We start from the raw sequence: 22,240 nt of genomic DNA, 5'->3' as shown, positions 1-22,240 counted from the left end.
ATAGAAAAAAAGACCTATTTTTGAAATACTTTTTTAAATTCCAAACAATAAAATGCCCGCTTATGTCAAATTTCTACTCGTTTTATTCTCGTTAAACTTATTTGAATAGTTAATATGCTAAATTTAAAAAGAAAATTTTTACTTTTTTCTATTATTATGAGGAGGTTTAAAATGATTAAATTTAAAACAATTCGAAAAAGAATACTTTTTGCATTCACTAGTGTCATCGCTATAATAGCTGCATTTATAATTTATAACTATATTCAGACATCAAACAGCGTCGATAACACGAAAAAAATCGTGGATGAAGAGCTACAACTTTTAACGGTTGACTATGATTTGGCGCAAACAATGGCAATACGTATTGCAGCAGCGCGTGGTTATGTTTTATCAGGCAGTTCTACATATAAAGACATTTATACAGAAAACGTAGCGATTGCACAGCAAAAAGAAGAACAGCTACGTGTACTTATTCAATCAGATGAATTTGAAAAATATGCAAAAATGGCAGCAGAGTGGAGTAATTACGTTCAAACTTCAGTACTCGATGTGTATGATGCTGGAAATGAAAAACTTGCTACAGCCAATTTAATAAAAATGGATAACACCGCTACCGAAATTCGCAAAGGTTTTGAAAGCTTAGCTGTAAGTCGTAGCGAAAAAATGAATACGTATGGTCAAGAGGTTATTACTTCGGGCACAACTACAAAAACAATGAGCCTTGTTACCGGCCTACTCATCATTATCCTCTCTATCGTTATCGCAAGTATTAGTGCGCGTAGGATTTCACGTCCAATCATTACCGTAACAAAACGTATGGAAAGCATCGCGAATGGTAATTTCAGTGAACCTCTTCTCGAAAAAACGACAGCCGATGAAATTGGGCAATTAACGGATGCAACGAACGAAATGGTTCAGACGTTAAATCGTATGTTAAAAACGATTCAACAAGTTTCAAACGAAGTTGCAGCACAAAGTGAAGAGTTAACTCAATCTGCTAGTGAAGTAAAAGTCGGAACAGAGCAAATCTCTACGACGGTTTCCGAAATTGCAAATGGTACAGAAATACAAGCAAGCAACGCAGCCGATGTAGCAGCAACCATGTCGGATTTCACGATGAAAATGTCAAATGTCAATGACCGTAATGTCGAAATTAATCGCTACTCTCATGAGGTCATGACATTAACAAAACAAGGTCAAAACTTAATGGATGCATCAACGAATCAAATGGTAACCATTGATCATATCGTAAAAGATGCTGTTACTAAAGTTGATGAATTAAGCACACAAACACAGGAAATCTCAAAAATTGTTCAGGTTATCCATGCAATTGCAGACCAAACAAATTTACTTTCACTTAATGCTGCGATTGAAGCTGCACGTGCGGGTGAACACGGTAAAGGTTTCGCTGTCGTAGCGGATGAGGTTCGAAAATTAGCCGATCAAGTAACAAATTCTGTTGGTGATATTACAACAATTGTCGATAAAATTATAACTGGATCACACCTTGTCACTTCATCACTTGAAGCAGGTTATGAAGAAGTCGAACGTGGTTCAGCACAAATTACAACAACAGGTGAAACCTTCTCGGAAATTTCGAACATGCTTTCAAATATGTCCGACCATATTACAAATATGTCTTCTCAGTTAAATGAAGTTGTACAAAATACTGCAACGATTAATCGTTCAATTGATGAAATTGCAGCAGTTTCTCAACAATCTGCTGCTAGTATCGAAGAAACTTCGGCTACTGTAGAACAAGCCTCTAGTGCCATGGACGAAATTTCAAATAGTTCTTCAACACTTGCTGGAATGGCCGAGACTTTAAATGAAAATGTACGTCAATTTAAATTACATGGTTAAGAATTAGTCAAAATAATTAATGCAAAAGGTTCTGTCCGGAAAAACTTTCTGGACAGAACCTTTTTTCTTAAACTATCTTTTGTAATAACTGATAACCCAAACCTTTAAACATAATATCTAACATCGCTGCGATAATAATAACAACGACCACGGCTACATATAACCTTTTTTTACCCTTCATTTAAAAATCCTCCAAGTGATTTGTTCTTTTCATCATAGTCTATTTTATAGTGAAAACCTAGCATCCGTAATAGGAATTCACAAAAAAACAATCGATTAAAAGTGAAAATAATTACCTATTTTATACAAATTCGGGTTTTTGTCAAATATACAACCCCCTAATTATTTACAATAAACTATAATGAAAGTAGATACATAAAAAGCACTACACTAAAGAAATTTTTGGAGGAGAAACGGCATGGGGAAATCGAAAAAACCGAAAGTAACATCGATTAATTACAAATTAGGCTTTGCCTTTTTAATTGCACTACTTATCCCGACATTATTAATTGCATTTACGTCTTATTCTCAGATAAACAAATGTTTGTTGCAACCAATGAATTAACCGGTTGGAAAATTGGAGGCACTCTGTTTGTCAGTGAAATTCATGAGGCCACGAATCCTATTTTAAAAACAACGCTTTATGTTGTCATTACTTCACTTGTTATTTTAGGAGTATTCCTAATCATCATTATTCGTTCAATTACAAAACCATTAAAAGAAATTTCAGATGCAGCAGTTGTGATGAGCTCTGGCGATTTACGTACAACCTTAACTATTAATAAGAAGGATGAAATTGGGTTGTTAAGCCGTTCATTCCGTAAGATGAGTGATATGCTTTCATCGATTATTAAGCATATTCATGAACAATCTTCAGTCATTTCAGCTTCGTCTGAAGAGCTTGCAGCAACATTAGCAGAAAGTCGTAAAGCATCAGAGCAAATTGCACTTGCGATGAATGATGTACAAGACGGCTTTGAACAACAATCAAGTAAACTAACAAAAAGCTTTAAATCATTGCAAAAAGTCTCAGAAAACATCCATTCTATTTCGGATAATAGCGTACAAGTAACAGCGAGCGCGCAAAATGCAGTAAGCGCTGCAGACATTGGTCATGATATTGTTATTTCTACTCAGCAGCAAATGTCGAATATCGAAGGCACATTCAATCGTCTATCTTCTGATATTGCTACGGTAAATACATATGCCAATGAAATTAATGAAATTGTTAACGTGATTACATCGATTGCAGACCAAACGAACTTACTTGCATTGAACGCTTCCATTGAAGCAGCACGTGCTGGTGAACACGGAAAAGGCTTCGCAGTTGTTGCAGAGGAAGTTCGAAAACTGGCTGAACAAACGAATAATTCATCGATTCAAGTAAAAGAGATTATTACAGCCATTCAACGTGAATCGTCAAAATCTGTAACCTCTATGCATGATAGTTTAGGTGAGGTTTCAAAAGGTTTAGAAATGTTCTCTCAAACAGAAACGAATTTCTTACAAGTAAAAACATATATCGAAAACTTAACCGAGCAGCTTGTTGAAATTCAGGACCGCGCGCTACAAATTGCGAAAGATAGTGACTTCGTTGTTGGTGATATTCAAGTGGTTGAAGATATTTCAGCGAACTCGAAAAAATTATTACAAACGGTTTCTACTTCTACAGAAGCACAACTTTGCTCGCTAGAAGAAATTTCAGCTACCGCCGAATCATTAGAATCAATCGTCGACGACCTATTAACAGAAGTAAGTATATTTAAAACGAATTAATAACAAAAGCGCTAAAGCACAGAATACGATAGATTTATATTTTCCCTATAAAAAACAGAGGCGATTTCTCCCATTCACGAGAGAAATCGCCTCTTTTATTATTTTTAAAACGCTATTACTTCTTGTATGGAATGTTCTTGGACTAAAATTTACATTCTTCTTAGTGAATTTTATAATGAATAAAAGGAGCGTGAATGTTTTGATCCGATATACGATCATAGTCACAACGCATAACGATCAACGGTTATTTTACCGAACGAATAATAGCAAACTTATTCTCTTCATGCATGAATGTGCAACAAGAGCCTTGAATATCCAAACCGCGAATACCCTTTCACTTGACGAACTATTCATTGTAGATGCTTATTTAGATCATCCAAAAAGCTGTGAAGTCATTGATAGTCAGTTAAAACAATCCGTGTTTCTTCCTGTTTAAACGTATTAACCGCTATTTCATCTTCTCCACAAAATGCTTTAATAAGCGTGCCGTTAAGCCCCAAATTGTGTGATTTTCATACTCATAAAACCATTCTTCCATCCGGGTTTGTCGCCATTGGTAGTCTTGTCCATTCGCAATTTTATCGTACGGAAAATCAATTGAAGGTTTTGGTTCAAATGCTACGTAATGGACGTATGGTTCATGCGTTAGTAACCATTGAAGCGGTACTGTAAACACTGCTTCCACTTCATCTTTGTTAAATGTATGTAGCTGTGCGACATCAATGACCCCGATAAATGGATAGACGACAAATGTAGGCGAAGTTACAAAAGGACTTAAATGCCCAAGTACTTCAATCGATTGCGGATCTACCCCTAGCTCTTCATACGTTTCACGTAACGCAGCAGCCAGTGGTGACGCATCTGTTTCATCGATTTTACCCCCTGGAAAGCTAATATCCCCTGGTTGTTTACGCATCGTAAAAGCGCGCACCTCAAATAACACATGCCACTCGCCGTCTTTTTCCACTAGTGGGATGAGCACAGCTGAACGAAAGGCCTTCTCTTCCCCTAAAAATAACGGTTGGGGTTTATTTAGTTGTCCCTTCAATTGATTTAAAAACATATATTTCTCCACCTTATGACAATTAGTCTCCTTATCGTATCATGAACCAGTTATTTGAGCGAAATGAGAAGTAAACCTAAACACCCCTCGCATGGGTACCGCATACTATAGGACATATTCAAAAGAGAGAAGGATGGCAACATGAAATGGATTCGTTATGCCTTGATTGGCGGGCTATTATTCGTTTTAGCTGGCTGTGGAGAGAAGGTATTGCACGAGGTAAAGATTGGCGAAGTAACACGATCGATTTTCTATGCCCCACTCTATGCTGCGATTGAGGAAGGCTTTTTTGAAGAGGAAGGCTTAGATATTCAACTAACGACGATCCCTGGTGGCGATAAAACGATGACCGCGCTTCTATCTGATGGCATCGACATCGCCCTAATTGGAGCGGAAACGTCGATTTATGTAGCAGGACAAAACCCAAATGATCCGGTCGTAAACTTCGCACAGCTTACACAAACAGATGGTACGTTTTTAGTCGCACGTGAAGACGTCTCAAATTTTGATTGGGAAATGTTAAAAGGCACTACATTTTTAGGGCAACGTGTTGGTGGAATGCCGCAAATGGCTGGGGAATTTGTGTTGAAAAAGCACAGTATTGATCCACACAACGATTTAACGCTTATTCAGAACATTGATTTTGCCAATATCGCCAATGCCTTTGCGTAAGAGTACAAAAAACACTACTATATATTGAGTGGAGATGTTACAGAATGGGTAGCCCCTTTCGTAACGCATCACAATATGCGGTAGAGGATTTAATGTCAAATGGGGTGTCTGCATCTGCATTCCTCATTCCTCATGTAAGGAAGGCTAAGCTTGTAAACGCTCATAATACAGACTTGACACCCACTCCTTACGTCATATACATACGTCACTTATAGCAGATTATGGACCGGCTCCATTCAGATGATCAAATCATTAAAAACATCTACCTCCATATCACAAAAAAATAAAAAAAAGCCTCCCACAAGTTTGCTCAACTCATGAGAAGCTTCGATTCATTGTAACTATGTTAGCATGTGTACATAAGAGATGTTAGTGGGTTTTAGTAATTGACTAGGTCCTACCATAGTAGAACTTAGCATTATTTATTCCCATTAAACTCAATCACCTTTGTACATAATTACACAATTTATAGTTCTAGGCTAGGCCACCATTTGTAAATATAACTTGCCTATTTATCCAATACCCTAAAATCGCCAAATATGATACTATGTCGACGATGTCTTCTGGTGTACCTAGATCAACAAGCTACGCCCCTTCTTTTTCCATCTAAAAATAGTTGAGTTGCAGTATTGTGTTTGAAGATGAATTAAAAAGGTGCCATAAACATATTTGTCATATTTTATGGTGTCTCAAAGCGTAAAATAAAACTTTTCAAGTTCATCATCTAAAATCATTTTTGAAATTACTATAAAATCATCTTTGAAATTTTGTTTAAACTCCCCAGCAATATTAACGTATTTAAGTAAATATTCTTCAGTGACTGTTCTATATCTCCTGTTAACGCGACTATTTAAAGCAGAAATTATATCTTTTCCATTTATGCCACTTAAATCACCATAAGCATTTCTTAAAAACTTATTAGACACCTCTTGTATTTCTAAATTATCATCTTTTCTATTTTGCAGATAAGTTACATATAAAAATGATTTATACAAAACATTATTTACTATACTTGTAGATTTTTCAATACAATAAGCCTTCTCTAACCCATAATAACGATTTAACTCTATTGCCAATGGATAAATTATGTCGTCTAACTTAACAAGATTACCGGATTCCTTATAACAAATTCCATTGAGATATTGTAATACGGTAGTATCTAACATATTTTGAGAACTAATCAAAACTTCACTATTTTGTATATAGGTTTTATTATGCCAATTTGAAAAAGTATGATAAATAGTTCTAAAATCATCATAATATCGGTTTAACCCATATGTGATTATTGCTTCTTCATTATAATAATTTAATACATATGAATGCAGCTTTTCAAACCCTAAAATAATGTCTGTTGACACGGGCATTATTTTCTTAGGAATTTGTAACCCTAATCTATTATTCGAACTATTAATATAAGGGATCACAAATTCATCGAGTATTGAATACCAATCACTGTCTTTTTCAATATTTATATCATTCTTTTGAAGCATTGCATTGTTTGAAACTTTATACTGTAATTTATACATTTTTTTCCTTTTTGTATCAGATAAATAAGAATCCCCTAATTTTTCTAACAATCGAGTCATTGAATAATTTGAATCATACTCTACTGATGTACTATTTCCTTGAGCAACACTATAATAGTTTTTGTTAGTTGAAACAATTTGTTTTTTTAATTCATTAATAGCTTCATTTTCTTCATTTTCATCAAAGGCAGAGGATCTATCAATTTTCGTGACTACTAATTTTGTATTATTAGCACTAACAGTCATTACATTTTTAAACAACTCAAGATGTTCATTACTAATTAAGTTTCCAGAAGTACTAGCCGGTATAAATAATATTTTATTAGGTGATGTTATATCTACAGAAATTGAATTTTGTTCTTTAGAAATATGTCCTTGTGAATCTCTAAAAATTATTCCATCTTTAAAATTAAAATTATATTTTTTCTTGAAATTTGAATTTAATTCAAATAACAATGTACATTCTGTAAAAAGAAAATGTAATGAATAATAATTGCCGTTTTCTTCAAATTCTTCATCTATTTTTTTAGTAGATTGTATTGTTGCCTTTATAACTTCCTCAGTCATAGGCAGTTCTAGATAGTCATCTAAAATATAGTTACTTTGAATATCTAATTCCTTAAATATAATATTTGTTACTACAGATCTGATAAATGCATCCACTAAAAACTCTTGGTTACTTCTGTCTTCTTCTCTTATTTTTTCTAAAAAAATCTTAAATTCATCATAAACTTTATCATTTCTAATAAAATTGTAAATATGCTCAAAAACAGGATTTAAGTAGAACTCATTATCGTAATCAATGAACAATTCAGGTGAAAATGACTTTAAATGTGAATGTTCGTTAGAAATATTATAATTATTAGTGAATTTTATAAAATCATCAATAATTACACTGGCTTTTTTAGTTTTTAAAAATAAGCGCTCCTTACTAACTTTGGAGAGTAACACGATGTTTGTTTGAATTATTGTACTATTAGCTGAGGCTGTTATAGTTGCATCTATATAATCTTGACTATTTATATTTATAAATTGTTTTACAAAAGTTGTTTTACCAGCCCCTGTTACACCTACTAAATCAATTTTCAGAGGATTATCTATACCCAACTTTTCCTTTAGAAATGTATCATAGCCTGTATCTTTATATAATCTTTGTAGACTGATGATAGCTTTAGGAAATTTCTTTTCCAGTTCTTTTTTACTTTTTAGATATGAGTAATAGTTCAGTTCTGAGGAAGAAAACTTTGTGAAAATACCGTACTCTGGGTTATCAATCAAAAAATCAATTAGTTTCTCGAATTCATTTAAAATATCCAAATCATTTTCGATTTCTTCAAATTTCAAATACAATTTTGGTTCATTAATAGCAGAATAAATTCTTTTCTGTTCGTCTTTAAAACATCCACTTAACGCACTTAACACCAAATCACCCCATTTTTCCAATATATTTACATTATATTATATTTCACTTAATTAGAAACGATAATTTTAAGTAAAATAAACTTTTTTTAGAAGAAAAAAGCCAAATCAATAAAAAATTAATATAGTCTTTTATTTTGAAGGTGAACCGTATAGCAAAAATGTTGAATGAAATTTGAGTCGTATATACCACACCACATTTTATGGTGAATTTTATCCCTCTTTTTAGGGCTATGGTTAAGCTCGAACGGCTTGCAACCGAGCCTCTGCGGGCTGAGCCAGAGAACCATGCTGGCTCTGCCAAACGAGGCTATCACGCCCGCTGATTGATATAAAGCCTGGCTTCGATCAAGCATAACTAAATTTCTGCTATTCCTTAGTCCCCAACGAATTTGAGTTACTGGCTCTCCAGTCCGCACTTGGTGACTCATTTGTCCGCATTGAGTTTTTTAATTTAATTCATCGCTGGTCTTTTGCCCTCGACTTCTTGGACTCTTTCAAATGCCTAAATCAATTATTTCTCAATTTTCTATAAAGGTAGTATTTTTATGAAATCCTGGTCATCTTGTAACTCATTAAGAGTTCTTTGAAGATCTGCTTCTTTTTCTTTGATTAATACCGGTTCAACAAATTATCCAAATTTATTAAATAATGGTTATAACTGTTCTAAGTATTCCTTATCAATCACTCTGTTCATTATTTTGTATGTTCCTTCAGATTGGAGCTAAATTTTATATTTAAATGTAGCTTTTCCATAAATCCTATAAGTTAATTATCTCCTAAACCGCGAACCTAAAAACAATAATATACAAATATAAGGTATTTAATGTAAAATTATTTATAAATTCTAGTTTGGGGGAAATAATAATGTTGCAAGTTCAAGGGATAGATATATTTGGCATTAATGGTATAAATGATTTAAAAATAGTATTTAAACCTGGAATTAATATAATTTGTGGAAGGAATGGGGGAGGGAAAACAACAATATTAGAATGTATTGCAGCAGGTATTACTAATAAAAAGACTAATAAACTCAGAAAAAATTTAAGTTCTCCTAAAGGTTACTACCATATTTACGGAACTAACTATTATGACAATTTTTCACAAGAAAAATATCTTGACACTAAAGATACCTTTTGGCATACAAGAAAGATATCTAATAATCTTTTATATTTCACAATACATAGAACACAATATAATTCATTTAAAATGCACTCTATCCAAAATTGGTTTGGTGAAATATATCAAAAAAGGGAATTAGATATTCATGAATACGATGATTTACAGTTGGCCATTGAGTGTTTTCAGAAATTAGATCCTAATGTTAGGTTTAGTAGAGTTAGAACAAATCCTAGCTATAAAAATAACCATTTAAATAGATATAATCAAAATTCAGATATGAAGGCTGAAATTTTAGTTTCAACTGGTGAAGGAGAAATTCCATTAAGTTATTTATCTGCTGGGTATTTATCCTGTTTATGCATATTTTTAGAAATTATTAAAAAAGCAAAAACTGAAGTTGATTTTAGTAGACCTATTCAAGAATTTGACGGCCTTATTTTAATTGATGAAATAGATTTACATCTCCATCCAGAATGGCAGAAAAAAATACTTGAAATTTTAAGATGGATGATACCTTATGCTCAAATAATTGCGACCACACATAGTCCTCACATAGTTCAAGTCGCCAAAGCGAGTGAAGTAATTACAATTAAAAATAATTACGGTCTTTGTTTTGCATATCGAAGTAATTCAAACCTTAAATACGGTTATCAAGGGTGGTCAATTGAAGAAATATTAGAAGATGTAATGGGGCTGGAAAATACTCATTCAGATTTATATAACAGTTTATTAAAATCGATTGAATACTCAATAAAAAGTTCAAATATTGATGAGGCACAACTTAATTTAGAGGAATTTAAACAGTTATTACATCCTAACAATCCTCTTGGCAAAATTTTATCAATTCAAATTGCTAGTATGAGAGGTGGCTTATGATAAAAATAAACAAGGTACCCTGTCCAAGTGAACTAACATTGCAAAATAAAGCTGCGCTCACTCAAGAATATAAAGATAATGGCACTTCTGTTTGGAGGAAAAAATATATAAAAGAGGGGCTTTTATTAAGTTCCCATCACAAATGTGTATATTGTGAGTGCTTATTAAATATTGAATCCAACTATTTAGAAGTAGAACATTTTCATCATAAAGATAAGTATCCTAATGAAGTTGTAGACTGGGATAATTTGCTACCTAGTTGTAAAAGATGTAATGCTACTAAGGGACAATATGATACTTATCTCAACCCTTTCGTAAATCCTGCTACTATGTCGCCTAAGAGTCATATTGTTCTCGATACATTTCTTTTACGTCCTATAACATTGGCTGGTGAGAATACTATTGAGGAACTTAACTTGAATGACTTGGATAAACTATTACCTACTAGATATGCCTTAAGCCAAGTCACAACTAAGTGTTTAGAAAACATTTATCAACTTATTCTAAATTACAGAGATGATCAATCTAATAGAAAATTAATTAAAATTGTTAGTTCGACAAAGTCTATCTTAAATGAAAGCGTTGAAACATCTGCTTATTCAGCAATTATTAGCACCTTTATAACAAATAGCACGACGTTTATGCTAATTAAAGCATTTTTAATTAGCGTAGGAAAATGGGATAACGAGCTTCATACAAAATTAACTGATACTGAAAATAATGCATTATCCACAGATAGCGCATTATTTCAAAACTACTTATTAGGTAATTTTCAATAGTATTTACCTATTATTAAAATTAATTCAACTGTATATTTTATGGGCTTATATTATTATTTACAACTTGTGTAATTTTAAGCGTCAAATAATGCCATTAGTAATATTCAATAGTTCTATTTGATGCTTACACACAATTTCTCCACTATTAGAATTATCTACTATTCCATGACCTTCCAAATAATTCTTTACCGTCTATTGATAATTCCAATACTTTAGTTTCTTTTAATATTTTTTGGCTCTTTAGACTATAAGCTGATATTTTATCGAAGGAAATAAATACTTGCTTCCCAAAATTTTTATATATTGAAAGTATTTTTTCGATTGCTTCATCTGATATTTGTTTTAACACCACCGAATCATGTATTAATATTGGTAACTGAGTTAGCTCCATAATACTTAAATCGTATACCACCATACTTTTATATGAAGTGCCGGTACCTGTATCATCTATAGTTTCAAAAGTATATTGGTTCTTATCAAAAGTTATAGTGGCCGGTTTTTTACTGCCTGAGTATATGTAATCATTGATTTCCAACATTTTAGCATTAATTGTATTTTGCAACTGATGTAATTGTTCAAGCTTGATATTATCTCTTCGCTCTTTAGCATCTTCTTTTGAAGCCGTCAGAGTATTTAACAGATTAAAAGAATTATTTTCATTCTCTAAAGTTTCAATTTTTTTTTGTAAATTAGAGTATTTTATTAGTATTGCTTTCGATAAATTAGGAACTGTAGTAATCTCTATAATTTGTTTTTCTATTTCATCTATTTCAATTTGTGCAATAGGAATTAATTTACTCAACTTTACTTTCTCTTGCTTTAATTCACTTTTTAATACATTCCTAATTTCTTTATGAAATTCTTCAATTTCTGATAACTTTCTTATATCAGCACTAGGGAAAAACTCCAGTAAGTCATCAAAACTTTCTTGTTTGAGAATTCCTGTTTCATGAATGTTTCTATTAATGATATATATCTGTGAATTAAGTTTACTACGGTGCCTTTTAGCAATTGACAAGCTATTTTTTAGATTTAATAATTCTTCTGTTTTGACAGAATCCAAATCTAAGAGATTTCCATCTAAATCTTTGGAAATCTTCTCTCTCTCACTATTAAGATTGGCTAACTCTTTTAAATTGGCATCATATTTCCTTTTTCCAATAGAATATATATAATTGTATTTTTGAGCATTTTTAAATGATTTTAATTCAGAATCTTTTTCTTTAAAATTGATGTCTAAATCAGAAATAACGCTGTATAAATCAAACAGTTTTAATAACGTATTAATTGGTTCACCAGCCTTTTCATTATTTACTATATTTAACGGACGTTTCTCATCTAAATTATCTTTCCCATATATTCTAGAGAAGCGACCAACTATATTTCTAAAGCTAATATCTTTAAGTGATATTTGATACATATCTTTTAAGAAGTTGCAATAACTATCAAGTGGCATACTAGATAGTATATTATAGTTCTCATCACATTTATTTACACTTTCTAGATCATTGGTGTATCTTGAAAAATTATACTTTCTTTCATTAAAAACAAAACAAAATTTTATTTCATGATTTCCTATATTCCTTTGAATATCAGAAGAATTCATAACATAGTCTTTACCACCAAATGCAAAATCAACAATCATTAAGAAGGTTGATTTACCTATCGAATTACTCCCTCTATTATCACCAAGTACAGTGTTTAGTCCTCCATGAAATTCTACCCTGGTTTGATTAAATTTCTCACAAATAATTTCAAATAGCATAGATAACTCTCCTTAATTTAAAATCGTAGTCAATTTTTCCGAGGACGTATAAACACTCTATTGATTCTAAAAATTCTGTGATGCCATCAAATTTACTGCTTACATTTAAATACAACTGGTAAATAGTTATATATTCTTTTTCAACCAACTCATTTAAAATAATTGGAAATTTACTTATAGTACTTTCTTTATAAGAAAATAATTTATTTGGTAATTTCATTGAATACCTCACAGTTCTGAACAAAATATGACACTACTACCTCACACGCTTCATAAGATGAATTACCTAGCTGTGAGTTCATCCAGTTAACCATAGAATTAAATATGTCCCCCTTATTTAATAATTCTTTCTCGCACTTTAGAAAGCTAGTTTTTATTTCAGATGCAATAATATTAAAATTAAGTTGTCCCGATGCTTCCAAGTTACGGAATGTCTCTTTAATAAAATTAAAGTAAGTACAAACATATGATTCAATTTTATTTTTTAATATCACATATGATTCATCAATTTTATTTGAAATTTTTAATGCATTGTATTCTAATTTCATTTTCTCTAATGACCGCATATTAACGTGGGAAAGGGCATTTATTACTAAAATAATTTCGTCTTCTAAATCTTGGTGGGAAACAGCTACTCGAGCATTTGCTATATTCAACAATTTCTTTTTAATCTTTACTAAATTTAAGTATTCTTCTTTCGTTTTGCCATCATCATAAATGCCATGGCAATCTTTACATAAGGAAATTTTATTTTTGAAATCCTCACAATTGATACCTAAACGTTCTAATCCATCAAGTTCTTTTGTTTCTTTTGGTAGAGGACTATTGGGATAGATGTGAGCAATCTGGTAGAGTTTACTTTTACTATTTCCTTTGGCTGCTAATAAATTTTTCCCACATAAAGGGCAAAGTCCCCCTACTTCTAATAAGTATGCATGATCCATGTTTTTTGTTATAGGAATTCGTTCAACTAGATATGAATCTACTTTTATAACTTCCTCCAAATAAATCATCCCTCTCCAAAACTTAATACTACCAAATATCAAAGTTAATATATACCATTTATTATACAATAAATCCCACTTTAAATCATTTCTAAAAATAGTTCTTTTCAGCTATAAGAATCTTAAAATCTTAAGAGTAATATGATTAACGCTTGAGGCCAATAGCAACCAATTCTATAAACTACTTTTACTAGAAAGGTACTCCGCCAATGGAGAACAAACGTTATTCCACAACTCCAAAATGGTATCAGCAATGTCTTGAACATTGTGAAGCCTTTGGTATTTCGAAGTCTATCATCCAACTGTTCATCCACTTACAGGAACAAAAATATGAAGAAAATAATAACGAAACTTAAAATTCCCGGTTACGAAACAAACACCGTTATTACACCAAGGGAAAACTACGAATTGAAAGAAATTAAAGATGTTCAAATGTCACTTGATTTTGAAGAAATGAACTCTACTAATACAAGAAAAAGAAATTAAGTATAAAAAGTTCCCCCCCAGTCAAAGATGATGGAAAAAGACTGGAGGGGAACTAAATGAAGGATCAATTTCGTGTTATAAAAGTAAGTTATTCTGAAGAACTATCATCTGAATCTGAATTATGGTTTAGAAGGTTTATTGAAAAAATACTTCTTGATCATATTGTAAAAGATGATTACAGACTACGAGCTTTACTAATCAGTAAAAAATAAAATAACAAAAGGAGCATTCCTGTTAGGAACATTTTCGGGACTTGAAATAAAAAAAGCCCTCTTGTATGATGCTTGAGTGTCAACGCCTAAATTGACCCATTCATCTACAGAGAGGACTCCATTCCATGAATTTTAATATGAATGAAAAAATTAATCAAGTTACTGAAAATACCTTAGTTATCGGAATCGACATCGCCAAGAAGAAACACTTTGCTTGTGCAGTTGATGAACGAGGACGTGTACTCCAAAAATCATTTCCCTTTATGCAAACGCGTGATGGATTTGAATGGCTATTTGAACGTTTAATTGCGTTACGTGAAATGCATCAAAAATCCGAAGTCCTCGTTGGTTTCGAGCCAACAGGTCATTACTGGATGAACCTTGCGGCGTTCCTAACACAATACGGCATTCCATTTGTGATGGTCAATCCAATGCACGTGAATCGTACAAAAGAATTGGATGATAACCTGCAAACGAAAAATGACCAAAAAGATGCACTTGTCATTGCCCGACTTATGCGTGATGGTCGATTTAGTTACCCACGTATTCTAGAAGGTATTGAAGCAGAACTTCGGAACGGCGCTACATTACGTTCTAAAATGCAAGAAGATTTAAATGCGATTCAAAACCGAATCATTCGTTGGATAGATCGCTTTTTCCCTGAGTTCCCCCAAGTATTTAAGGACTTTGGTAAAATGGCTTACGCAGCTTTAGAAATGACTCCATTTCCTTCGGATATTCAAGGGAAATCGCCAGAAGAGTTACTGTTTCTTTACCGCCAGGTGGATGGCATGAAATCACCACAGCTACCAAAGGCAAAACAATTAGTCGCTATTGCAGAACAATCAATTGGGTTAACAGAAGGCATGAAAATGGCGCGTTTTGAAATCGCCACACTTCTTCGTCAACGTAAGTTAATTCAAACGGATTTAGATAATGTAACTGCGCAGTTAGAGGAACTAGCGAAACAAATGACGGACTACGGCTATTTAGCATCGGTTCCAGGAATCGGAGACGCAACTATTGTAGAGCTGCTTTCAGAAATCGGTTCTCTAACGCAATATGAGCATCCACGCCAACTTATTAAACTAGCGGGACTTACATTACGTGAAAACTCTTCTGGACAGCACAAAGGTCAAAAACGTATCTCTAAACGAGGAAGAAGAAAGCTACGAGCCGTTCTATTCCGTGTCATGATGCCGTTAATTCGCCATAACCGAGCGTTTAAAGCGCTCCATCAGTATTACACAACCCGCCTACACAATCCGCTTCGTAAGAAGCAATCCATTGTCGTATTGTGCGGGAAGTTATTAAAGATATTACATGCTTTATGCCATAAAAAAATGATGTTTAATGAAGACGCCATGATAAAAGATCTGTACTGTCTCCAAGACGCAGCTTAATATTCTTTCGCGTTTTACTCTAGAGGATGACACGGAGAAGCCGGCACCATTTTTCACTAAAGACCATGAGTCCCTAAAGGAGCATCGCCAGCCTCTGCCTTATGAATAGACCGAACGAAGGAATGTACGCGCTAGACGCCTAGAGAAATGGGAGGGTCCGTCATCATAAGCTTTCGCAGAGATCCAATGTGCATCAAATATTGCATAGGATAAGGAGATATTCTTTCCAAAAATTGTATTCTCCTTTAGCGAAGCGTACTTGTCTTCTGTAAATAAAATGTAAAAATAGAAAATGATGATGGCTATATGTGTTAAAAAAATTTTTTTGGCACTCAAAAAATGGCGTAAGCCATTGATATATCAACATTTATAGAGGGAGTATTCTATGAAGGAAAAATATTTGATTATTTACCAACGTGTAAGTTCTGCTGCCCAAAGCCTTGAATTACAAGACGCTGCAGCTAAACGGTATCTTGAGTCAATCGGACTTAATGGTGAGGAAAATTTTATTATCAATCTAAATGATCATGATGTTTCAGCTACGAAACTTAAAATGAATCACAGACCCAACTTAATGCAACTAATTGCTTTAATTAAAGAAGGTAAAGTTAAAACAGTAGTTGTCTATAAACGGGACCGATTGGCAAGGAACTTTTATGAATTCGTCGATATAACAAAGATTTTTATTAAATATAATGTGGAAGTCATCTATACCGCTAGTAATGAACCTCCTTTTAAGAATAAACTTGCCCTTGAAGCGTTTTTTGGCATGTTCGCTCAAATGGAAGGTCAAAATATCAGTACACGTACTGCGGATGCACGTAAGCAATATCCATCAAGTATTTTTGGATATAAACGAATTATTGATGAGACAAGCAAACGACGTTACATTATTAATGAGGAAAAGAAATGTTTAATCGAATCATTATTTACAGATTTTAGTAAGGTTATTAATGAAGAACAGTTCGTTGATTTTTTAATGCTTCGAAGAAAAGGATTAAAGGATCCAGATAAAATTATTAAAACCTTAACTAACCCGTTTTATGCGGGGCATTACGAAACGAAAAATAGTTATCACTACTGCCTCATGTAGAGCCTATGATTTCGTTGAACCTTTTTCTTGAAGTAAAAACAAAAATTGATGAGTTTATAACTTATTATCTTGAAAAATTAGTAGATGTTAATAAGCAACTTTTGTTTACGCCACTTTGTGGTGAATGCGGAAATTCAATGAAGCATCGGAAAGAGGATGCATTAAAACAAGGTTATTTTGTTTGTAGTGCTAATCACAAACGGATTCATATTGCCGTTGAAGAAATTAATAATTTAGTAACAAAAACTGTTTTGAATTATGTACAATCGCTCTCGATTCCCCTTGTAAAAAACGTGATTCCAAAACAGGTTAGTGCAGCACAAAAAAAGTTACAAAATGCCTTAGAAAGTACAGCATCCAAATATTTGGATGCTTCTCTGAAACTTTGCACATCTGATGGAAAGGCAAAATCTCTTATCTCCTCCTATTTAGAAGGAATTCAAGTCCTCAAAGACAAATACAATGACTTAGAGAAGGATTTGCTATTTTTACAACAATTAAGTGGTGAAGTTAAGGACATAACACAGCTCTTGTCACAGCTAAATTTTGATTTTACTGAACAGGAAATTCAACGACTCATTGAATTATTTGTTGCTAATATTTCTGTTTATAAAACTCATCTTCATATTGATCTGTTCCTATCGTCGTTTGTAAAGGATTTTGATGCTTCATGAATAATACTGAAACATCTAAATTAATAAACGCGTCGGCATATCTTCGCTATTCTGACAAAAAACAAGATGGCAATAACTCTTTAGAAATTCAAAAGAGCCAAATCTAAGTATTAGCTGAAAGAGAAAATCTGCACATCGCTAATTGGCGAGAAGATAAAGCGACCAGTGCATTTCGTAATAACATTAGTAAATGAGAAGGTATTAAACTTATTCTTGAAGATATTGCAAATGGAGCGGAAGCAATCTGCTTTTACGAGGAATCAAGGGTCACTCGAAGTATCACGGATTTCTATAATGAAATTTACACCCCTATCCAGCAGCAGTATCCTCGTGTGAAATTTTATAGTACGCAAGGTGATGGTGAATGGAATCCAAACGACCCAATGGTTCAGGCTAAACTTGTCTTTGCTGCAGAAGAATCAGAAATTAAGTCTGTCCGCACATTCGACGCTCACATAACTCTATTACAACTAGAAAAACCAAAACGTCCTGGGGCGCGTCCCCCAGTAGGTTATGATATGGAATATGGTGTTTTGTACCCAAATGAAGATGCTGAAATAGTAGAGTTAATCTATTATCTCGCTACTTGGGTACATTCACAGAGCATTATTGCTCAATTCTTAAACCAATGTGCTATTACAACTAAGAAAATGAAGTATTGGAATAGCAGTACAATCGGTTATATCCTTTCCAATCATCACACTTATTCCGGTAACCTAACATGGAATGTAAGAACAAGCTATGAAATTAGTAAACCAAAACCTGACAGCGATATTGAGTTATTTAAAAATGTTCATTCCCCAATTATCAGTACAACTGTTATTCATTTAGTGAATCAAATAAACGATTTAAAAGGCCGACTTGGAGCTATGAATACTCCATTTTATCTTCGTTCGATTATTAAATGTAAAAGTTGTAATGCTTATTTAATGGCTAAAGACCAATCGCCTAAAGGCAAACCTGGAGCATATAGAATCTACAAGTGCGCAGAATGTAATAGCAGTGTTCCAATAATATCCGTACATGAAACTGTTTTAAACGATCTACTGAAAAAGTGGAGTACCCAATTCGATACTATTAGTACTACATTTAGGAAGCAGCTTAAACAGTGGTCTACTAAACTTAAAAAGACTAAGGATAGTCTGAAGCAACAACGCGAATTAGTATTCCTTAACGAAAAAATGTTAGCAGATGATATAACAAATTCATCACTATTACTTGAAGCGTTCCTGACTGCAAAGCAACACCTGGAAGAAGAAATAACTTATATCTGTGAGACGATGGAAGAAATTGATTTACTTCTCAACGATGATTTTCTAATAGTCACTTTAAAGGAAATGTTAAATCATAGTTTTAATGATTTTTCAGATACAGAACTAAGGGTTTTCTTCTTATTATTTTTAGATGAAGTACAAATTAACTTTGAGAAAAATAATGAAATCCAAATTAGTTATCGTCTCTCCCCATTTGTTTCGTTAGAAAATTCAACTGGTTAGGGAACCGAACAAATGGAATAAGTAACATTTTTGACTGGTTGTAAAACCGAAAGTTAAGGGACTAAATTTGCTTTCATAAAATTAACATTCTTAGAATCCCTTGTAATCATGGCTTTTAGAGCTTGTTGATTCGGTTTTCCAACCATCTCGGAATACCGCGATGATTAGAAAACCGAAAGCTATAATTCATTTATGGTCAAAAAACCGAAATTCTAAACTTAAAATATAATTATTTTTTGAAGACTTATAATATACGAATTCAAAGATATAATGTTTTAGGAACTACCAAATCAAGTATTGTAACCCAGTACGCGAAAACCTGAGCAGTTACATAGTCAAACTTGTTGGCTATGTAATTCTGCTGTACGGAATAACGGGCAAAATTTAAAAATGAACAATTAAATAATTAACAAGGGAAACCCCCATAGAAGATTTACACAAATGTGTAGATCTTTCTATGGGGGTTTTCTTTTTTTAAAAAAGGTGTTGATTTAGGTGTTAGTATAAGACATTTTTGATGTAGAAAAATGACTAATATTATCGATTCAAGGCGAATACACTTTAACACCCCATAACATCGGAGTGATTTATTATGAAGGAACTAAGTCATCAATCGTTGGGTGAAATTAACATAGGCGGAGTAAAGTATCTACACAAACCAGATGATCAATTTGATTATTTAAAGGATATTTCAGAAAACGAAGTGAAAATACATCTGAAATTTACCAAAGATCAAGAAAAAAGAAAAGAAGCTAAAAATGCATTAAAAACATTTTTCTTAGAGATATTATAAATATCTCTTTAATAAAGGCGAATGAAACGGGTGTGTGGAAATGAAACGAGTTTGGTGTCTTTTTCGAGTATCTAAGAAACAACAAGTAAGTACAGATGATGATATACCGATGCAAAAAAATTCTTGTCATGAATTCGTTAAAAACAAACCTAATTGGATAATAACAAATGAGTTATACGAAAAAGGAGTATCCGGTTGGAAAAAAACAGTAAATGAACGAGATGAAATGGCAATATTAAAAGAAGGCGCATTAAATAAAGACTTTGACGTATTATTGGTTTTCATGTTCGATCGTTTAGGTCGACGAGAAGATGAAACACCATTAATGGTAAACTTCTTAATTCAGAATGATATTGAGGTCTGGTCTGTAAAAGAGGGCCAAAGAAAAATTGAGTCTCATATTGATAAGCTTCTAAATTATATAAGTTTTTGGCAATCGGATGGTGAAAGTCAAAAAACTTCGATTAGGGTAAAAGAGGCAAAAAAGCAGCTAAGTGAACAAGGTTATTTTCAAGGTGGCTCGGCACCAATTGGTTACAAAATTGTCGAAACTGATGAACCGCATTGGAAAAATAAAGACCGACTAATTAATGAAATAGTGCCTGATGAAGATGAATCAGAAATGATTAAGTTAATTTATAACTTATATGTAAACAAACATATGGGTTATAGAAAAATTGTTGATTATTTAAATGAAAATGGATATCGAAATAGAGACGGGAAAGTTTTTGTTGTGAGTACCATACAGAGAATATTATCAAATTCAATTTACATTGGATTAAAGAGATATAAAAATGCTGTGGGTGGAATGCAGCCATTTAACGAAAAGTTAAGAATTATTCCAGATGAGTTATTTAGTCAAGCTGAACAAATAAGAAATAAGAGGATTAGTAATATTAAAGAACAAGACAAATCAGATATACCAAGAACAGGTAAATTGTTGTTTTCAGGTTTGGCATATTGCAAATATTGTGGTTCAAAGCTAACCCCTAATTATCTATATAGGAAGTCAAAATATCATAATAAAGACGGCTACTACAAAAACACCATTTACCGATATAAATGCCCTCTAAATAAAGGTAAATTACATGGTGATCATCAACAAAATATCTGGGGTGGAAAAAAATTCGATACACTAATTATTAATAAGATAAAAGTTATCTTATCACAATTTGAATTGAGATCCTTTCTTGATACAAGTAAAAATATGAAAGCTGAATTGCTAAAGCTAAAGGAACGGAATGTCCATAATTTAAAAAAAGAGTATTTAGATTTAACAAAGCAACATGAAAAATTAAACCTTGAAATCGGGAAAACTTTAATTGGTGAGAGTTCTTTTACTCCTGAACAGTTATCTAGAGCCATTAATGCAGTAGAAGAAAAAATAGAAGTAAAGTTATCACAAATAAATTCTTTGAATGAAGAATTAGAAAAAGAGAGAGAGAACTATTCGGATGTAAATTATCTAGCAAATGAATTAGAAAATTGGGAGCAAAAGTTCAATGAAGCAGACGATGATCTAAAAAAAGCAATGCTCTCAAGAATACTTGATAAGGTGTATTTAGGGAAAAATGAAATAGAAATTGAACTGAATATATGGTTATCCGATTACTTTGAAGGGAAATTTGATTAGAATATTTTAGTACAAATATTGTTTATAAATTCACCAAAAGATAAATGGATAAAAAATGCTTAATCTAGAACATACTTTTCACTCGTAGCCTACCTAGTTTGCTTTATGTGGCTTTCCGATGTTATTTAGGCTTCTTTAAATAACCTCTGTTTATTTTTTAAATGCGCAGCTAGGCTTTATTTGGATAGACTTCATATAAAGCTTATCGGTAAACTTGCTTCCTAGACTATCTTGTCCACCAGAATGTTCTAATATTTCGGTTGCGATATGGCTCACATTTCAATTTGAAATACAGTTGTCGATTTAATACAAAGATACAATTACATCGTCATTACGCTCATAAATTGAAAATAGCTTTATGATTTTACACCTTCTTCTTCCAAAATCCAATTTAATTAATATGTTTATCTTTTGTGAATCCAGTGAAAATCACTTCTTAGTAAGTTGAAATATTTTCAATTATGAAATTATCGAAGTTTTCAATTCCTAAAAACCCTCCTTAAAGCTGAATAAATCGTAAGTATACTATTATCCATTGTACGTATTACTATTTTCTCCGGCTTAACTTGTGGCATAAAACATGAA

At 32.6% G+C, this 22,240-nt stretch carries 19 protein-coding genes and 2 pseudogenes; 15 read left to right on the top strand and 6 right to left on the bottom strand.

Annotated elements, in window-relative coordinates; genetic code table 11:
- Positions 1 to 171 precede the first annotated feature (171 nt).
- The 4 genes from DCE79_RS00975 (at position 172) to DCE79_RS18415 (ending at position 4,075) form a co-directional block, all read left to right on the top strand.
- The gene (locus tag DCE79_RS00975) at positions 172 to 1,863 is read left to right on the top strand and encodes a methyl-accepting chemotaxis protein (RefSeq protein ID WP_234417302.1); all 1,692 of its coding nucleotides are present in this window, start codon (positions 172 to 174) and stop codon (positions 1,861 to 1,863) included.
- A 418-nt stretch (positions 1,864 to 2,281) separates the two neighbouring features.
- Positions 2,282 to 2,428: a hypothetical protein gene (locus DCE79_RS18420; RefSeq protein WP_159083030.1), complete on the top strand. Its 147-nt coding sequence runs from the start codon at positions 2,282 to 2,284 to the stop codon at positions 2,426 to 2,428.
- Positions 2,404 to 3,639, top strand: a complete 1,236-nt coding sequence (locus DCE79_RS00970) for a methyl-accepting chemotaxis protein (RefSeq protein WP_108711298.1) — start codon at positions 2,404 to 2,406, stop codon at positions 3,637 to 3,639. Before DCE79_RS18420 ends, DCE79_RS00970 begins: the two co-directional genes overlap by 25 nt.
- A gap of 199 nt (positions 3,640 to 3,838) precedes the next feature.
- Complete coding sequence (locus DCE79_RS18415; protein WP_135841973.1) at positions 3,839 to 4,075, top strand: hypothetical protein; 237 nt, start codon at positions 3,839 to 3,841, stop codon at positions 4,073 to 4,075.
- 12 nt (positions 4,076 to 4,087) lie between these two features.
- Here DCE79_RS18415 and DCE79_RS00965 read toward each other — a convergent pair whose 3' ends face one another.
- Positions 4,088 to 4,702 (bottom strand): NUDIX hydrolase, encoded by a 615-nt coding sequence (locus tag DCE79_RS00965; protein WP_108711297.1) that lies wholly within the window; start codon positions 4,700 to 4,702, stop codon positions 4,088 to 4,090.
- 141 nt (positions 4,703 to 4,843) lie between these two features.
- On the opposite strand from DCE79_RS00965, the pseudogene DCE79_RS00960 reads away from it, so the two are divergent.
- Positions 4,844 to 5,371, top strand: a pseudogene (locus DCE79_RS00960) (ABC transporter substrate-binding protein); the annotation flags it as partial.
- Between the two features lie 477 nt (positions 5,372 to 5,848).
- Here the strand turns inward: DCE79_RS00960 and DCE79_RS18920 are convergent.
- Both DCE79_RS18920 and DCE79_RS00950 read right to left on the bottom strand, forming a co-directional pair.
- Positions 5,849 to 5,950 (bottom strand): annotated as a pseudogene (locus DCE79_RS18920) (3-ketoacyl-ACP reductase); the annotation flags it as partial.
- A gap of 113 nt (positions 5,951 to 6,063) precedes the next feature.
- Positions 6,064 to 8,343, bottom strand: a complete 2,280-nt coding sequence (locus DCE79_RS00950) for a hypothetical protein (RefSeq protein WP_135841972.1) — start codon at positions 8,341 to 8,343, stop codon at positions 6,064 to 6,066.
- An 843-nt stretch (positions 8,344 to 9,186) separates the two neighbouring features.
- Between DCE79_RS00950 and DCE79_RS00945 the strand changes: the two genes are divergently transcribed.
- Both DCE79_RS00945 and DCE79_RS00940 read left to right on the top strand, forming a co-directional pair.
- Complete coding sequence (locus tag DCE79_RS00945; protein WP_108711294.1) at positions 9,187 to 10,317, top strand: AAA family ATPase; 1,131 nt, start codon at positions 9,187 to 9,189, stop codon at positions 10,315 to 10,317.
- Entirely contained in the window at positions 10,314 to 11,096 is a 783-nt protein-coding gene (locus DCE79_RS00940) for an HNH endonuclease (RefSeq protein ID WP_108711293.1), read from the top strand. The genes DCE79_RS00945 and DCE79_RS00940 overlap by 4 nt, the downstream gene beginning before the upstream one ends.
- Before the next feature lie 151 nt (positions 11,097 to 11,247).
- On the opposite strand, the gene DCE79_RS00935 is transcribed toward DCE79_RS00940, so the two are convergent.
- Genes DCE79_RS00935 through DCE79_RS00925 form a run of 3 tightly spaced genes read right to left on the bottom strand, consistent with a single transcriptional unit; the run spans position 11,248 to position 13,865 of the window.
- Positions 11,248 to 12,861 carry a DUF2326 domain-containing protein gene (locus DCE79_RS00935; protein ID WP_108711292.1) on the bottom strand — a complete coding sequence of 538 codons (1,614 nt, stop codon included), beginning with the start codon at positions 12,859 to 12,861 and terminating at the stop codon, positions 11,248 to 11,250.
- Complete coding sequence (locus DCE79_RS00930; protein WP_108711291.1) at positions 12,851 to 13,081, bottom strand: ABC-three component system middle component 7; 231 nt, start codon at positions 13,079 to 13,081, stop codon at positions 12,851 to 12,853. The genes DCE79_RS00935 and DCE79_RS00930 overlap by 11 nt, the downstream gene beginning before the upstream one ends.
- On the bottom strand, positions 13,065 to 13,865 hold the full coding sequence (locus DCE79_RS00925) for an ABC-three component system protein (protein WP_135841971.1): 801 nt from the start codon (positions 13,863 to 13,865) through the stop codon (positions 13,065 to 13,067). The genes DCE79_RS00930 and DCE79_RS00925 overlap by 17 nt, the downstream gene beginning before the upstream one ends.
- 209 nt (positions 13,866 to 14,074) lie before the next feature.
- Here DCE79_RS00925 and DCE79_RS18410 point away from each other — a divergent pair, with 209 nt between their 5' ends.
- From DCE79_RS18410 to DCE79_RS00895, 8 genes are all read left to right on the top strand, one after another.
- Positions 14,075 to 14,221, top strand: coding sequence for a hypothetical protein (locus tag DCE79_RS18410; protein ID WP_159083029.1), 147 nt, complete (start codon positions 14,075 to 14,077; stop codon positions 14,219 to 14,221).
- Positions 14,222 to 14,407: 186 nt separating this feature from the next.
- Positions 14,408 to 14,563 (top strand): hypothetical protein, encoded by a 156-nt coding sequence (locus tag DCE79_RS18405; protein WP_159083028.1) that lies wholly within the window; start codon positions 14,408 to 14,410, stop codon positions 14,561 to 14,563.
- A 125-nt stretch (positions 14,564 to 14,688) separates the two neighbouring features.
- On the top strand, positions 14,689 to 15,966 hold the full coding sequence (locus DCE79_RS00920) for an IS110 family RNA-guided transposase (RefSeq protein WP_108711274.1): 1,278 nt from the start codon (positions 14,689 to 14,691) through the stop codon (positions 15,964 to 15,966).
- Between the two features lie 400 nt (positions 15,967 to 16,366).
- Positions 16,367 to 17,059, top strand: coding sequence for a recombinase family protein (locus DCE79_RS00915; RefSeq protein ID WP_159083027.1), 693 nt, complete (start codon positions 16,367 to 16,369; stop codon positions 17,057 to 17,059).
- A gap of 5 nt (positions 17,060 to 17,064) precedes the next feature.
- Positions 17,065 to 17,733: a recombinase zinc ribbon domain-containing protein gene (locus DCE79_RS00910; RefSeq protein ID WP_135841976.1), complete on the top strand. Its 669-nt coding sequence runs from the start codon at positions 17,065 to 17,067 to the stop codon at positions 17,731 to 17,733.
- A gap of 332 nt (positions 17,734 to 18,065) precedes the next feature.
- On the top strand, positions 18,066 to 19,229 hold the full coding sequence (locus DCE79_RS00905; protein ID WP_108711287.1) for a recombinase family protein: 1,164 nt from the start codon (positions 18,066 to 18,068) through the stop codon (positions 19,227 to 19,229).
- Between the two features lie 592 nt (positions 19,230 to 19,821).
- Complete coding sequence (locus tag DCE79_RS00900; protein WP_108711286.1) at positions 19,822 to 20,022, top strand: hypothetical protein; 201 nt, start codon at positions 19,822 to 19,824, stop codon at positions 20,020 to 20,022.
- Between the two features lie 40 nt (positions 20,023 to 20,062).
- Complete coding sequence (locus DCE79_RS00895) at positions 20,063 to 21,655, top strand: recombinase family protein (protein WP_108711285.1); 1,593 nt, start codon at positions 20,063 to 20,065, stop codon at positions 21,653 to 21,655.
- Positions 21,656 to 22,240: the final 585 nt, after the last annotated feature.

Origin of the sequence: Lysinibacillus sp. 2017 (genome assembly GCF_003073375.1) — a bacterium.
Taxonomy (GTDB): Bacteria; Bacillota; Bacilli; order Bacillales_A; family Planococcaceae; genus Solibacillus.
Note: the sequence above shows the minus strand (reverse complement) of the source record. Positions and strands in the feature narration are given on the sequence as shown.

Excerpts from the sequence above, each read along its gene's own strand:
- DCE79_RS00975 (WP_234417302.1), top strand. The coding sequence starts at position 172 with ATGATTAAATTTAAAACAATTCGAAAAAGAATACTTTTTGCATTCACT.
- DCE79_RS18420 (WP_159083030.1), top strand. The coding sequence starts at position 2,282 with ATGGGGAAATCGAAAAAACCGAAAGTAACATCGATTAATTACAAATTA.
- DCE79_RS00970 (WP_108711298.1), top strand. The coding sequence starts at position 2,404 with ATGTTTGTTGCAACCAATGAATTAACCGGTTGGAAAATTGGAGGCACT.
- DCE79_RS00965 (WP_108711297.1), bottom strand. The coding sequence starts at position 4,702 with ATGTTTTTAAATCAATTGAAGGGACAACTAAATAAACCCCAACCGTTA.
- DCE79_RS00945 (WP_108711294.1), top strand. The coding sequence starts at position 9,187 with ATGTTGCAAGTTCAAGGGATAGATATATTTGGCATTAATGGTATAAAT.
- DCE79_RS00940 (WP_108711293.1), top strand. The coding sequence starts at position 10,314 with ATGATAAAAATAAACAAGGTACCCTGTCCAAGTGAACTAACATTGCAA.
- DCE79_RS00935 (WP_108711292.1), bottom strand. The coding sequence starts at position 12,861 with ATGCTATTTGAAATTATTTGTGAGAAATTTAATCAAACCAGGGTAGAA.
- DCE79_RS00930 (WP_108711291.1), bottom strand. The coding sequence starts at position 13,081 with ATGAAATTACCAAATAAATTATTTTCTTATAAAGAAAGTACTATAAGT.
- DCE79_RS18410 (WP_159083029.1), top strand. The coding sequence starts at position 14,075 with ATGGAGAACAAACGTTATTCCACAACTCCAAAATGGTATCAGCAATGT.
- DCE79_RS18405 (WP_159083028.1), top strand. The coding sequence starts at position 14,408 with ATGAAGGATCAATTTCGTGTTATAAAAGTAAGTTATTCTGAAGAACTA.
- DCE79_RS00920 (WP_108711274.1), top strand. The coding sequence starts at position 14,689 with ATGAATTTTAATATGAATGAAAAAATTAATCAAGTTACTGAAAATACC.
- DCE79_RS00910 (WP_135841976.1), top strand. The coding sequence starts at position 17,065 with ATGATTTCGTTGAACCTTTTTCTTGAAGTAAAAACAAAAATTGATGAG.
- DCE79_RS00900 (WP_108711286.1), top strand. The coding sequence starts at position 19,822 with ATGAAGGAACTAAGTCATCAATCGTTGGGTGAAATTAACATAGGCGGA.
- DCE79_RS00895 (WP_108711285.1), top strand. The coding sequence starts at position 20,063 with ATGAAACGAGTTTGGTGTCTTTTTCGAGTATCTAAGAAACAACAAGTA.